This is a genomic window from Listeria sp. LM90SB2, from assembly GCF_028867355.1.
In the GTDB taxonomy this organism is placed as follows: domain Bacteria; phylum Bacillota; class Bacilli; order Lactobacillales; family Listeriaceae; genus Listeria; species Listeria monocytogenes_B.
In genome coordinates this window covers 2,901,454-2,915,834 of record NZ_CP046449.1, presented here as the reverse complement: position 1 = coordinate 2,915,834, position 14,381 = coordinate 2,901,454, and the positions used below count along the sequence as shown (strand labels likewise).

Annotated in this window: 15 protein-coding genes; 13 read left to right on the top strand and 2 right to left on the bottom strand. The window is 36.0% G+C overall.

Annotated features, from left to right (window positions below; genetic code table 11):
• Window positions 1–505 precede the first annotated feature (505 nt).
• The 6 genes from GL301_RS14455 (at window position 506) to GL301_RS14430 (ending at window position 3,764) form a co-directional block, all read left to right on the top strand.
• Complete coding sequence (locus GL301_RS14455) at window positions 506–976, top strand: hypothetical protein (RefSeq protein ID WP_003725801.1); 471 nt, start codon at window positions 506–508, stop codon at window positions 974–976.
• Between the two features lie 167 nt (window positions 977–1,143).
• Window positions 1,144–1,278: a 50S ribosomal protein L34 gene (rpmH, locus tag GL301_RS14450; protein WP_003718062.1), complete on the top strand. Its 135-nt coding sequence runs from the start codon at window positions 1,144–1,146 to the stop codon at window positions 1,276–1,278.
• 89 nt (window positions 1,279–1,367) lie between these two features.
• Window positions 1,368–1,727, top strand: a complete 360-nt coding sequence (rnpA, locus tag GL301_RS14445) for a ribonuclease P protein component (protein WP_003723727.1) — start codon at window positions 1,368–1,370, stop codon at window positions 1,725–1,727.
• Window positions 1,728–1,767: 40 nt separating this feature from the next.
• Window positions 1,768–2,631: a membrane protein insertase YidC gene (yidC, locus tag GL301_RS14440; RefSeq protein WP_003723726.1), complete on the top strand. Its 864-nt coding sequence runs from the start codon at window positions 1,768–1,770 to the stop codon at window positions 2,629–2,631.
• A complete protein-coding gene (gene jag, locus GL301_RS14435; RefSeq protein WP_003725800.1) occupies window positions 2,628–3,248 on the top strand; it encodes an RNA-binding cell elongation regulator Jag/EloR in 621 nt (206 codons plus the stop codon). The genes yidC and jag overlap by 4 nt, the downstream gene beginning before the upstream one ends.
• A gap of 54 nt (window positions 3,249–3,302) precedes the next feature.
• On the top strand, window positions 3,303–3,764 hold the full coding sequence (locus tag GL301_RS14430) for an ASCH domain-containing protein (protein WP_003725799.1): 462 nt from the start codon (window positions 3,303–3,305) through the stop codon (window positions 3,762–3,764).
• A 49-nt stretch (window positions 3,765–3,813) separates the two neighbouring features.
• Here the strand turns inward: GL301_RS14430 and GL301_RS14425 are convergent, their stop codons facing one another.
• Complete coding sequence (locus tag GL301_RS14425; RefSeq protein WP_021496908.1) at window positions 3,814–4,794, bottom strand: helix-turn-helix domain-containing protein; 981 nt, start codon at window positions 4,792–4,794, stop codon at window positions 3,814–3,816.
• A gap of 122 nt (window positions 4,795–4,916) precedes the next feature.
• On the opposite strand from GL301_RS14425, the gene GL301_RS14420 reads away from it, so the two are divergent.
• The 5 genes from GL301_RS14420 to rhaM are packed head-to-tail and all read left to right on the top strand — an operon-like array spanning window position 4,917 to window position 10,091.
• Entirely contained in the window at window positions 4,917–6,185 is a 1,269-nt protein-coding gene (locus tag GL301_RS14420) for an MFS transporter (protein ID WP_003725797.1), read from the top strand.
• Between the two features lie 18 nt (window positions 6,186–6,203).
• A complete protein-coding gene (rhaB, locus tag GL301_RS14415) occupies window positions 6,204–7,655 on the top strand; it encodes a rhamnulokinase (protein WP_009927986.1) in 1,452 nt (483 codons plus the stop codon).
• 12 nt (window positions 7,656–7,667) lie between these two features.
• Complete coding sequence (rhaA, locus tag GL301_RS14410) at window positions 7,668–8,930, top strand: L-rhamnose isomerase (protein ID WP_003727577.1); 1,263 nt, start codon at window positions 7,668–7,670, stop codon at window positions 8,928–8,930.
• A 12-nt stretch (window positions 8,931–8,942) separates the two neighbouring features.
• Window positions 8,943–9,764, top strand: a complete 822-nt coding sequence (rhaD, locus tag GL301_RS14405; protein WP_010959116.1) for a rhamnulose-1-phosphate aldolase — start codon at window positions 8,943–8,945, stop codon at window positions 9,762–9,764.
• Between the two features lie 12 nt (window positions 9,765–9,776).
• A complete protein-coding gene (rhaM, locus tag GL301_RS14400) occupies window positions 9,777–10,091 on the top strand; it encodes an L-rhamnose mutarotase (protein WP_003725794.1) in 315 nt (104 codons plus the stop codon).
• A 40-nt stretch (window positions 10,092–10,131) separates the two neighbouring features.
• Here the strand turns inward: rhaM and GL301_RS14395 are convergent, their stop codons facing one another.
• Window positions 10,132–11,544 (bottom strand): MFS transporter, encoded by a 1,413-nt coding sequence (locus GL301_RS14395; protein ID WP_010959115.1) that lies wholly within the window; start codon window positions 11,542–11,544, stop codon window positions 10,132–10,134.
• Between the two features lie 156 nt (window positions 11,545–11,700).
• On the opposite strand from GL301_RS14395, the gene GL301_RS14390 reads away from it, so the two are divergent.
• Both GL301_RS14390 and GL301_RS14385 read left to right on the top strand, forming a co-directional pair.
• The gene (locus GL301_RS14390) at window positions 11,701–12,243 is read left to right on the top strand and encodes a GNAT family N-acetyltransferase (protein ID WP_003727579.1); all 543 of its coding nucleotides are present in this window, start codon (window positions 11,701–11,703) and stop codon (window positions 12,241–12,243) included.
• A 132-nt stretch (window positions 12,244–12,375) separates the two neighbouring features.
• A complete protein-coding gene (locus GL301_RS14385; RefSeq protein ID WP_003725791.1) occupies window positions 12,376–14,370 on the top strand; it encodes a hypothetical protein in 1,995 nt (664 codons plus the stop codon).
• Window positions 14,371–14,381: the final 11 nt, after the last annotated feature.

Here is a 14,381-nt window from a genome sequence, read left to right as displayed (position 1 = left end):
TAGTACCCCCCCTTTTTTATGTAATGTAAATGGATGCTATAAAGTTATCCACAGATAGAAAAAGCCATGGATAAGGTTATCCAAACACTGTTAAAAAATTATCCACAAAGTAAAAATGTATTGTGGATAACTTTAGTTTTCCCCAGCTATATTTCTATTCGACAGGAATTATAATATCAGAAAATCACTCTGATAGCAAGGACTTACAAAATCTATCCACAAAACTGTCCAGATGTGAAAAACGGTTGTCCACAGCCAGTTAACTTGTGTATAACTTGTGTGTAAAGAAATCTGTAACGAAATTGTTAGATTTAATTATCCACAAGCCATTGTGTGTAATTAACCACTAATTGTGTATAAGTTTAAACTAATTGAAAAGGTTATCCACAATAAAAAGGTGTTATTAACTAGTTATCCACACTTTCCGGAAAAGGATTTCATTACGACAATGTGTTAAACTATTTACCAGAATAAGAAAAAAGACAAATAAATGAGGTTGTGAAAAATGATATTTCAACGGCTTTTGAAAACGAGAGATACAGAATTTTATCGAGTTATACAAAACGGGAATATTGAAGATGTGTTTGGATACTTACTAATTCACGACAAACGGGAACCAGCAGAAATTGATGATTTTAAAGTGTTTGCAAAAAGTAATATAAATAAAGAAGCTTTTTCAGTGAATATCAAAAAAAATCATATTTACACGATGTTTTTTCACTTTACCGATTTAGAAGAAGAACAGGAAATTCCAAAATTTACTAAAGTTATTCGTTTTATAGAAGGACTTTTATCTTTTCAACCAGAAACAAGTCATTATGTTGATAATTATTTAATAAAGGAAAAACTAATTTTTGAATATCCTGCTGAATTTGAGAAAATCGGGGAGTTTGCTAAATATTTAGTAGAGGTTTCTGGTCGGGAAATTACTATTCCAGACACTACGAGAGAAAAATATATCTATTTGACACAATAATTTTCGAAAAATGGTTTTTCTCTCTATAAAAATATGATATGATAGTGAACGGAGTCTAAATAGAAATTCGTCTAAATAGTATTGACAAAAAAGACCAGTTCACGTACAATATCTAAGACTGTCTAATAGATAAATTCGATTGGACCCTTTCATGGGAGGTGTAATTAATGAAAAGAACATATCAACCAAGTAAACGTAAAAGAAAAAAAGTGCATGGTTTCCGTACGCGTATGAGTACTAAAAACGGACGTAGAGTTTTAGCAAGTCGTCGTCGTAAAGGAAGAAAAGTTTTATCTGCGTAGACCACTGAAAACGACTCAGTGGTTTTTTTTTTGAAAAATCGCTGAGTCAAACGGCCTTATACTAAGATATGTAAGAAGATGGAGAATGTATGAAAAAAAAATATAGAATTAAAAAAAATGACGATTTTCAAAAAGTATTCCGAAGAGGAAAATCTTTTGCTAACCGTCAATTTGTTGTTTATACTTTAAAGCAAGAAGGATCGAATCATTTTCGAATTGGTTTATCAGTTAGTAAAAAAATTGGAAACGCTGTCTGTCGAAATCGAATTAAACGTTACATAAGACAATCATTCCATGAATTAGAAAGCCAAATCAATCCTGAAAATGAATATATTATCATCGCCAGAAAACCGGCGGCCAATATGGATTTTCATGAGGTAAAGAAAAGTTTGATTCATGTTTTAAAAGTGGGGCGTGTTTTAAAGCAAAAACCAAACAATTCAAAGTGAGTGGAAATTTTAAAAAGGCGAAATTGGAGGTTACATCAATTTGAAGAAGAAAAAGCGATTCAAACAGAAGTTGCTCATCGCAAGTCTTGTAATCGGATTAATGGCTGTACTTTCGGGTTGTGGCTATTCAACTGATCCAATTACATCAGAATCAACTGGATTTTGGAGTCACTATATTGTATTTCCATTGTCCTGGACTATTACTTGGTTTTCCGATTTATTCGGGGGAAGTTACGCAGTCGGAATTATTGTTGTTACCATTTTAATCCGTCTACTTATCATGCCTTTAATGATCAAACAGCTGAAAAGCCAAAAGGCCATGACCAATTTACAACCGAAAATCAAAGAACTACAAGAGAAATACTCGTCTAAAGATAATGAAACAAAACAAAAACTACAACAAGAAACAATGCGTCTATATCAAGAAAATAGCGTAAATCCAATGATGGGTTGTTTACCATTATTAATCCAAATGCCTATTCTACTAGGATTTTACCAAGCGATTAGTAGAACAGCAGAAATCAAAACAGATTCATTCTTATGGATGCAACTGGGAAATCCAGATCCATATTACATCTTACCGGTTGTTGCGGCATTAACAACATTCTTGTCATCAAAAATTTCTATGATGGGGCAAACACAGCAAAATAAATCAATGGCAATGATTGTTTATATCATGCCTGTAATGATTCTATTTATGGGTATTACACTACCGTCTGCCCTTGCTCTATACTGGATTATCGGTAACATTTTCACCGTATTCCAAACACTTTTAATTAATAATCCTTTTAAAAACAAACGCGAACAGGAGGCGCTTGCTGCTGCTCAAGTTGCGGAAGATCGTTTGAAGAAAAAAGCAGCTAACATGAAGGCTTCCAAAAAAGGAGGTAAGAAAAGAAAGTGAGAGATATAACTGCGCAAGGCTCAAACGTTGAAGAAGCTATCCAAAATGCATTAGCCACTTTAGAAACAACACGCGACAAGGTCGAAGTAGAAGTTCTAGATGAAGGTAAAAAAGGTATTTTCGGAATTGGTTCAAGACTGGCTATGGTAAAAGTAATTGAAAAAGAAGATGGTATCCAAGTAGCGATTGATTATCTTTTAGATGTTGCTACCAAGATGGGTGCAGTAATCACAATCGATGTAGAAGAAGTTGGTAAAGATGTGAAGTTGCAAATTAAAGGTGACAGTCTAGGTATGCTAATTGGCAAACACGGTCAAACCCTTAATGCACTTCAATACTTAACACAATTAATTGCTAATAAAACAACGAGCCAATACAAAAATATTATTGTTAATGTAGGGGATTATCGTGAAAGACGTCATGAAACGTTAGTAATTTTAGCAAATAAAATGGCAGATAAAGCTCTTAAAACGAAGCGCGCTGTTCATTTAGAACCAATGCCTTCATTTGAAAGAAAAATTATTCATGCTATTTTAAGCGAGAATGAACAAATTGAAACGCATTCTGAAGGACGCGATCCTTACCGTTATATTGTGATTAAGCCAGTTCGCAAATAAATTCTTAGACTGAGGTTTTAACGAACCTCAGTCTTTTTTTAGGAGGATACTTAAATGGCGATTTATAAGGATTCAGTGCATGAAATGTGGGAGAAATACCGGACAGAATACCCGATGATTTCAAGTAAGTTTGAGGCATGGGCATTTGGTAACTCTAATCAGATGGCGAATGAGCTTGGTGGGCTTGTTATGGATGGGATAAAAACCGGCACGAGCAGCTTGTTTTATTGGTATGATCAAGGCGGAGAAACGATGCCGTCTGTTGGTTCTCATGTAGTGCTTTTAGATGGTAATGAAGAAGCAATGGGGATTATCAAGTTAACAGGTGTAACTATTATGCCTTTTAATGAAGTACCTGAAACGTTTGCTTATTTGGAAGGAGAAGGTGACAGAACGCTAGAATATTGGCGAGAAGTACATACATCCTTTTTCAGTAATGAATGTGTGGAACTCGGTATTCCATTTGAAGAAGATGCTCTAGTGGTTTGTGAAGAGTTTGAGGTTGTTTATAAATAGAATGTTTCACGTGAAACAATAGAAGAGTACTGCGATTAATGCAGTACTCTTATTTTTTATTTCTTACTTCATTGGGTAAGAGATTGAATGTTTTTTTGTATAAGGAGTAGAAGTAAGTCTTGTTACTAAAGCCAACTTTTTCAATAATCAACTCAATTGGAGTGGAAGTGGTTGCGATTAAAAGATTTGCTGCGAGCATTTTTTGTTTATTGACTAGTTCGGTAAAAGTGAAATTGGTATTTTTTTTAATAAAGTTACTGAGGTAATTTTTATTGTAACCTAATGTATCCGCGGCACTTGTTAATGTGATTGTCCGATAGTTGGATTCTATAAGCTTAATAACTTCGAGCATGGTGGAAGTGGTGCTTGATTGTGAGTTGGTAAGATCATCAGCTAAATATGTATCACATTTACGTACCAGTTCAGTGAACAGAATTGGCAAATAAAGAGTGATAATTCTTGATGAAAATTCTTCTTCTAAAAAATATTCTGTGATAATTTGGTTTAAAATTTGTTGGATATGCGGAATTTGCGCACTTTGAAAAATAATATATTTCTTTAAAGATTGCTCGCTTACGCTGGAATGAAGAAGAAAGTCGAATAGAAGGCTGTTTTTTTTCTTTATACTCGTTAGCCATTCTAGGCTGATTTGTTGGTCACGGAAAAGGATGTTGATGAGAATGTCTTTTTCGCCTGTTGCTTTGATGGAATGATGGCAGCCACTGTCTAAAAGTAAAAGTTCTCCTTCATGCAAAGTTTCTTTATTTCCTTCAATGACTTGTTCGGAGCTTCCTGAATACATGTAATTTAGCTCAAGAAATTGGTGTGTATGATAAGGATAGTCCGCAAATCGGTTGTGTTTGCTTATATAAATGTCTTTGTTTTTGAAGAAATAATCATTTAATAATTCCATGCTGCCGTTCTCTTTTAAAAAGGATCCATTGGGTAAATCGGGAACAAAAGTGCCAGTGCTTTTTTGGATTTTTTCTTTTGAATTTAGACGAAATAATTTTTTATTAAGCGCTTCCATTTCACAATCTCCTTCTGTAAATTTGATACTTTAATTATAAACACAGGATATTGTAAAGCGCAATCATTAATTGTTTAATATAAAGTAAGCGCTTAACTAAAATAAGTAGGAGGGTTAAAAGAATGGCTGGATCGAGTACAAGTAAAAAAGGAACGATAGCGGTATCTTTGACGAACTATTTAGATTCTGGATGTATTGTAGCGGGAGCAAGTGGACTAACTTTGTGGGCAACACAATTCGGACTTAGCAGTTTTGCGGTGGGATTACTTGGGGCTGTGAGCGCGAATGCGTTTGGTTCTGCAATTGGCGCACTTATTGGTGGTCATTTAGCAGATAAATATGGACGGAAATTTATTTATACGTATAACATGTTGGTGTATATGCTTGGGGTTACAATCATTATGTTTGCAATGAATTTCCCAATGCTATTAATTGGATTTTTAGTTACAGGTCTTTCTGTTGGGGCTGGGGTTCCGGCTTCATGGACATATATTTCTGAAATGGCGGATCCTAGTATAAGAGCTAGAAATATTGGTATATCTCAATTTGCTTGGTCATGTGGGCCAGCAATTATCTTTACTTTAGGAATTATTGTATCTCCACTTGGACTTTTAGGTAACCGCTTACTTTTCTTATCTTTATTGATTGTAGCGTTTGTTGCTTGGCAGTTACAGCGTAAATTAGAGGAGTCGAAGGACTGGGAAGCGGAGCAAGTGAAAATGAAAGAAAGTGGTAATCGTTTGGAACACCCTTTTAAAACAGCATTTTCTAGTATGGTAAATGTAAAATCAGTACTTTTCTTAGTGGGTGTGTACTTATTTTGGAATTTAGTAGCGGGTGCAATGGGATTCTTTATGCCGTTTGTATATGAAACGGTGGGTGGTCTTTCTAATACACAAGCGAATTTATTGCAAGCTGTATTATGGATACTCACAGCAGCTTCTACATACTTTGGCTTTGCTAAATTTGGTGATCGAGTAAGTCATCGTGGATTGTTTTTTGTAGGGGCTTTAATGGCAGTTGCTTCTTGGGTTGTACTTACTTTTGTTGGAATGTCTTGGGTTGGCTTATGGACATTTGTTATTTTATGGGGTATTTCAGCAGGGATTGGTGCACAAGCTTTTTACGCACTTTGGTCAACAGAACTTTTTCCAACAAAATATCGTGGTGGGGTTCAAGGCGTGATGTTTTTCTTAGTTCGTGGTAGTACAGGTGTCTGGTCGATTGTGTTCCCAGTAATCTTGGCAAATCTTGGCTTTACTGTGGCGGGGACAATTATGATTGGTTTACTTACAGTGTCGCTTTTAATCGGTGTAATTTGGGCGCCGAAAACACGTGGCAGATCACTTGATGATATTACGAAGGAACGTTACGGAAATACAATTGATTAAAGAAAAGGAGCTAGACCAGTGAAACATTATGTTGCAGTAGATATTGGTGCATCAAGTGGTCGATTAATTCTAGGAAAATTGGTGGATGAAAAATTACAATTAGAAGAAATTCACCGTTTTAAAAATGGTTTTACGTACCGAGATGGGCACGAACGCTGGGAAATTGATCAACTGATGCAGGAAATCTTTATTGGCTTGGAAAAAGTAAAGCAACTAGGAATTTCGGAATGTGTGCTTGGTATTGACACGTGGGGCGTTGACTATGTTTTGATAGGGGCTTCCGGTGAGAAGTTAGCAGATCCAATTAGTTACCGCGATAAACGAACTTTAAATGCGGTGCAGAATTTAACGAGTGAGTATCCACGAGAATATATTTATAAAAAAACAGGTATTCAGTTTATGGAATTAAATACTCTATATCAGCTGTACGTGGAAGAGCGAGATTTACTAGAACGAGCGGAGAAAATTTTGTTGATTCCTGACTATATTGGTTATGTTCTCACGGGGGTTAAGGTGGCAGAAACAACAAATTCATCGACTACACAAATGCTTAACTTGCGAGAACAATTATTTGATAAGGATTTACTTTCGCATTTGAACATTGATGTGGAAAAATTTGCGCCACTGACGGATGCAGGTACGTATTTAGGTAAAGTAAAAGAGGAGTGGCTAGAGAAGTATGATATTCCTAATTGTGATGTAGTGACAGTGGCAACACATGATACAGCTTCGGCAGTGGTGGGAACTCCGGCAGAAGGAGAAAATTGGGCATTCTTGAGTAGTGGGACTTGGTCGCTAATAGGGATGGAGCTAAGTGCGCCAATTAATAACGAAGCAGCTTTTAAAGAAAATTACACGAATGAATGGGGCGCATATGGAACTTATCGCTTTTTAAAAAATATTATGGGGCTTTGGATTGTTCAAGAAATTGCGCGCATGGACGACTACAAGCATAGTTTTGCTGAGATGGCTGAGGAAGCGAGTAATTATCCTTATTTCAAGCAAATTATTAATGTCAATGATGCCAGGTTTAATAACCCGGAAAACATGGTGGATGAGATTAAATTGTATTGCCAAGAAACTGGACAAACTATACCGGAGACGATTGGAGAACTGACAAATTGTGTGTATGGAAGTCTGGCACTCTATTATGCACTAGAATTGGAGAAAATGACTGAAATTACTGGTAAGAAAATCGAAAAACTTTATATTGTCGGTGGAGGAAGTAATGTAGCTATGCTAAATCAATTAACAGCTAAACTTGCAGGGATAGAAGTATTTGCGGGACCTTCTGAAGCAACGGCGATTGGAAATTTAGTTGTACAAATGATTAATCAAGGTGAAATCGAATCTATGCGTGCGGGAAGAAAAATTATTCGAAATTCATTTGAAATTGGCGAATTTTCTTGTGGTGATGTGAGATTTGAGGAAATAAAAGAAAGATTTACTAAGGTACTTGAATTTAATTAGGAGGCTTTTAAAATGGGACATGAAACAGAAATTAGTAAACGATACCAAGTGGCGAAAGAACGTTATCAAGCAATTGGAGTTGATACGGAAAACGCGCTTAAAACACTGAAAGACATTAAAATTTCGATGCACTGCTGGCAAGGCGATGATGTTAAAGGTTTCTTAAATCCAGACGGCGAACTTACAGGCGGAATCATGGCGACCGGGAATTATCCGGGTGCGGCTCATACTCCTAAGCAATTACGCCAAGATTTGGAAAAAGCTTATTCACTTATTCCTGGAAAACATAAACTTAACTTACATGCAATATACGTAGATACAGATGAAAAAGTAGATTTAAATGAAATTGAACCTAAGCATTTCACTCCATGGGTAGAGTGGGCGAAAGAGCAGGGTTTGGGTCTGGATTTCAACCCAACTTTCTTTTCACATCCAATGTTTAAAGATAATTATACTTTAGCTTCACCAGATAAAGAAGTACGCGATTTTTGGATAGAGCACGGGAAACGCTCGCGCAAAATTTCTGAGTACTTTGGGAAAGAACTTGGTCAAACAAGTATTAATAATTTCTGGGTGCCGGATGGTATAAAAGATTGCCCGATTGATCGCTACACCCCGAGAAAACGTTTGATGGAAGCTTTAGATGAAGTTTTTGCAGAAAAATTAGATGAAAAATATACCCAAGAAGCTGTAGAAAGTAAGTTGTTTGGTTTAGGCGCAGAGGCTTATACTGTCGGTTCGCATGAATTTTATATGGGTTACGGAATTACGCGGGATAAATTGATTTGCTTGGATGCGGGACATTTCCATCCAACTGAAGTCATTTCTAATAAATTATCTTCTTTGGCACTTTTCAGTAAAGGCGTAATGTTACATGTGAGTCGTCCAGTCCGCTGGGATAGTGACCATGTGGTGATTATGGATGATGAATTAATTGAAATTGGTCGCGAATTGGTGCGCAATGATTTACTTGGGATTACAAATATCGGTCTTGATTTCTTCGACGCAACAATCAATCGGATTGCTGCATGGGTTGTTGGAACTAGAAATACGCAAAAATCATTACTTAAAGCCCTTTTAGAACCTACAGCTGATTTGAAAAAAATGGAACTGGAAAATGACTTTACATCTCGTATGGCAATTACAGAAGAACTAAAAGACTTCCCATTTGGCGATGTATGGAACTACTTCTGTGAAATTAATGGTGTCCCAGTTGGTCTTGACTGGTTGAAAGAAGTAAAAGCTTATGAAGAAGATGTATTACTAAAAAGATAGGAGATAGTGACGATGACAAAGGATATAATGGATGCTGTTTTTATTAAGGAAATGGCGAAAACTACTTCAAATTTATACCGGTTAGGCTGGGATGAAAGAAACGGTGGCAATATCACTTATTTGTTGGATGAAAAAGAAGTTGTGGAATATTTAGATGTAAAGCAAATCATTCGCACAATTCCAATGGACTTTGACGGTAAAAAGCTTGCTGGCAAGTATTTCTTAGTAACTGGTTCGGGTAAATATTTTAAAAATGTTGAAGAAGCTCCAGCTGTGAATTTAGGTGTAATTCAAGTGAGTGAAGACGGGAAAGCAGTTCATTTGTTGTGGGGCTATACAGACAGCGGACTACCAACGAGTGAACTTCCAGCGCATTTTATGAGTCACATTGCAAGACTTTCTGTGGATCCGGAAAACCGCGTTGTTATGCATTGTCACGCTACTCATTTGCTCGCGATGACATTTACACATGAGCTAACGGAACGAGAATTTACAAGAACTTTATGGCAAATGTGTACGGAATGTTTAGTCGTTTTTCCAGAAGGTGTTGGGATTATTCCTTGGCTGGTTCCTGGTACGAATGAAATTGGAGAAGCTACATCTGAAAAAATGAAGGAAAATCGTTTAATCGTTTGGCCACATCACGGGATTTATGGTGCGGGAAAATCAATGGATGAAACATTTGGATTAATTGAAACCGCGGAGAAAGCAGCAGAAGTTTATACTATTGTGATGTCACAAGGCGGTATTAAACAAGCGATTACAGATGAACAATTGAAAGCACTGGGTGAAAGATTTGGCGTTGAAGCAAAGGCAGGTTATTTAATTAATTAGGAGGTAACAATAATGGAACGAGTGGCATCTATTATGTATTTATATCCTGGTAATCAAGAAGAATATAAAAAAAGACACGACGCACTTTGGCCAGAAATGAAAGAGGCTTTAAAAGCACATGGAGCAGCTAACTATTCGATATTTCTAGATGAAAAGACGGATACATTGTTTGCTTATGTGGAAGTCGAGGATAAAGCCATTTATGACAAAATAGCAGAAACAGAAATTTGTCAAAAGTGGTGGAAATATATGGCTCCAATTATGAAATCAAATCCTAATAACAGCCCGGTTGCATTAGATTTAAAAGAAGTTTTCTATTTAGCATAAGAAAAGAGACATGACTTTAACGCAAAGTCATGTCTCTTTTTTAAATATTTTTCGGTAACCGGAATACAAGTAGGAAACAAACAACGAGCAGAACAATATTGACGTACATACTCATTTGCAAACTGTCGGAAAAGGCGCTTGCTTTTGAAGTAGCGGCAGTATTTCCAAGTGTGCGGAAGAAGACTGAGCCAACAACAGCAATCCCAAAGGACGATCCAATTCGCTGCGCTGTATTAAACATACCACTAGCTCCGCCGCGATCCACACCAGTTACTGTGGAAAGGGTGAAACTATTCAATGGTGCAATAGTCAAACCACTGCCGATACCAGCGATGAAAAGAGGTAAGAATAAGAGCCAAGCAGAAAAAGCGCCGTCGTTCAAATGGAAAACAATAGACACGGTGCCAAGCCCGATGATAACAAGCGCAACTCCAAGCATTAAGAGCTTTCTACCTAATATAGGGATTAGTCGGTAACTATTAGAGGCAGCTAACACACTACCTAACGCAAAAGGACTAATTGCAAGCCCGGATAAAATAGCCGAACGATTGAAACCAGTTTGCCAAGTTAGCGATAGGACGAAGAAAATACTAGTAAAAGCGGCAAAGTATACAAGCGATAAAAGCATACCTGAAACAAATTGATTATTTTTAAGTAGGTTGGGAGCAATTAATGGCTGATTTCCTTTCTTTTCTTGGTAGACGCTCCATTTGTAAAGAATGATAAAGAGTGGAATAGATAGCGCCATTAAAAGATAGTCTATCGGTTTGAAGTCATTTGCGCCGTTTGAGATAAGTGGAAAAAGTAATAGTAAAAGTGCAATGGTTAGTAGTCCAACTCCAGGCAAATCGAAGCTAATTTTTTTCGTGGAGACAGTTCTTTTGGGAAGATAAAGCATTGCTAGGACTAGCGTTACTAACACAAAAGGTACGTTAACGAAAAAAACTGCACGCCAACCATTTGTAGTTCCGAAAAGTTCAATTAAAAGACCTCCTGTAAGAGGTCCGATGGCAGTTCCCACACCAATAACAGATCCAAGAATTCCGAAGATTTTCCCAAGGCTTTTTCCAGAATACATATCCATAATTGTGGCATTGATTTGCGGGAAAAATAATCCGGCAGCAAGTCCCTGTATTACCCGGGAAATAATTAGACTATTTTCGGAATCTGCAAAACCAGCTGTCACACTCATAATTAGAAATAGCGTAATCCCGATAATGTAGATATTTTTTCGGCCAAATTTATCCCCGAGTCGACCAGCTAAAATAAGTACAAGTCCAAAAGCAAGCGCATAGCCTGAAATTACCCATTCGATGGTTTCACTCGTGGCATGTAGAGTAGTTGTGATATCAGGTAAGGCAACGTTGACAATTGTTGTATCTAATAATGAAATAAAAGCTCCAAGCATAATTGAAATAAGTGCTAAAGTATTACGTTTATTCGTCTGTTCCATGAATCATTCTCCTTTTTTTGAAGCTTTTTGAGATATTTTCCATTATAAACCTAAAAACTCTGATGATAAAGAAGGAGCGAATGTTTCACGTGAAACATTTTACTTTGCGAGTAAGATTTGATAAGCTTCTTTTATTAAAAGGGCGGGGGTTAACGTATGGAAAATCGGAAGCAAATGATAAAAACGGAACGACTTTTTTTAAGCGAAATGACGTTAGCTGATACTGAAATATTGTTTGGTTACTGGTCAGATGATTCTGTTACTAGATACATGAATATTGAACCTTTCCAAAGTTTGCAACCGGTTGAAGAAATGATTCGGATGCTACGACAACTAGAAATTGAAGGAAAGGCACTTCGTTGTGTGATTATTTTGCAAGCAACAGGAGAAATCATTGGTACATGCGGATTTAATTATATTGATCATGAAAACCATCGGGCAGAAATTGCCTATGATCTAGGTACACGCTTTTGGAAACGGGGTTATGCGACGGAAGCAGTGAGAGCGTTGATGGAATGGGGAAAAGAATCATTTGAATTGCACCGAATCGAAGCAAAAGTAGACCCAAGAAATAGTGCTTCTATTGCATTGTTAGAAAAGCTTGGTTTTTCGAAGGAAGGTTTACTGCGGGATTATGAAAAAATTGGTGAGACATACCAAGATGTGCAATTGTTTTCGTGGATAGATGAAATTCAGTAGTAAATGTGTCGATTTTTTTACTAAATAGTGTAGATAAACCAAAAGTTATTATATCATATAGATTTTGCCTTGTTTGTTCTATTTATTTATTGCTAGAATAAGGTTATCTAAAACACTTAAGGAGATTACACAATGACAAAAGAATATTATTTTATAAAACCAGAGTTAAGTTCTCCTGAAACAAAACAAGAAAACATTGATTCTTGGTTAAAGACACAAGATAAAACTTTTTACGATGCACAAATTGCGCAAGAACGTGATTACTGCTTCTGGTGTAATATCGTAGAAACGGCTAAACCAAATTCACGCACGAGTTATACTTCGATGGCATATACATTAAATGAACCCAACATGCTCAATTCAGCCGGCAAGACGAGTTTTATTTTATCAGAAGAAGAGGTATTATACATTCACACTTTATCTGTTGTTCGTGATGGTAAAGTGATTGATAAATTGGATGACATTAATGTAAAAGTACTTGACTATGTTCGTGATGAAAATCAAGCGAGTTTTAATGATGAGAAAAAAGTGACAGTACTTATTCGTGACTTACATTTAAATGATATCTTTATTGTGGAGACGACAATTGAGCGTAAATATGAAGAAAGCAGCATTCGCAATGACTTTTTCCGCTGGATTTATTCCGCGCCAAATTCCTACTGGGCTTATGGAAAATACCGTTTTGAATTAAAAAATGAAACGGAGAAAAAATTAGAAGCGAATTTCCATTATTTCCGAGATGAAGCAGGCGCCATCTTAGAAAAAGACAAAGTTATGGTTGAACATAACGAATCTTATACAATCGAAAAAGAAGATTATATTGGAGAAGACGCAAAAGAACTTGAAATTACACCGTTTGTTGATTTTGTTACGGAGCAGTCGTATCCGCAAATTACAAAAACAATCAGTGACATTTATCAAAAATTCTATCAAGTAAACCTTGCTGAATTTGCGGCTGATATAGTGGCTGAACTAGATGAGTTACCGACATTAGACCATAAAATTAAGCATGCCATCGATTTTGTTCAAAAAGAAGTATACTATTTATATAATGAAACAGAGATGGATGGTCATGAACCTCAAGCTGCTGAAGTGACTTATAAAACGAAACAAGGCGATTGTAAGGCGAAAACAGTTCTTTTGAAAGTGATTTTAGATTATTTAGACGTGAATTCAGAGCTTATTTTGGTTAACTATGGTAGTGATGTATTCCTACCAGTTTATACACCGTCACCATTCAACTTTAACCATGCGATTTTAAAAATAACGCATAATAATCAAGTCTATTTTATTGATGCTACAATGAGTAGTGATCAAGGATTTTTGGCTAATCGTCAAAAAAATAGTTTTATGTATTATTTGGAAATTAAATCAGGTACGGAATTGCAAAAACAAGAGCCATTTCAAGATGAAATTCCATCTGTGGAAGAAGTGGTTTACTGCGATGTTAAAGATAATGCGGCTGAAATTACTTTTGAAAGAAAATTACGCGGTGGAATGGCAAACGGGTCACGAGAAATGTTTAAAAATGATTCCAATAAAGACATTATCAATCGATATAATTTTTCGATTTATAGCAATATGACTTTATATAAAAAATATGAAGAAAATGAAGTTGATAGTCATTTTAGTAATACATCCATTCAAATTGTGGAAGATAATAAAGACTTAAATGAGCTTTCTATAATTTATAAAGCAACTATTTCCGATCCATATATTGTAGAAAATAAAAAGCGTTATTTACATTTTTGGAATTGGAATAATTTTATTGATGATGGTGCGGAAAAACATTTTCATAAGGATTTTCCATATTGGATTGATCGGAATGTCATCAAAACAGAACTTCATTTGACGACAGATAAATCAATTGATCAGCAAGAACGCTACACACGTCAAGAATGTGACATCAAATCTAAGTATTTGAACCATCGTATGACGAAGAAAATTCACAAAAACGGAGCTTCTTGTTATTTAGAATATCGTCCATATCACAATCTCACTATTAAAGAGAAGGATTTGGAAGAATATGTGGAAGCTAATAAAGAAATTCTCAAGAGTAACTGGGGTATCGGTATTGATATCATTGAGGATGGATTGTTTAAGAAATTAGGTAAGTTATTTAAATAAAATAAAAAAAG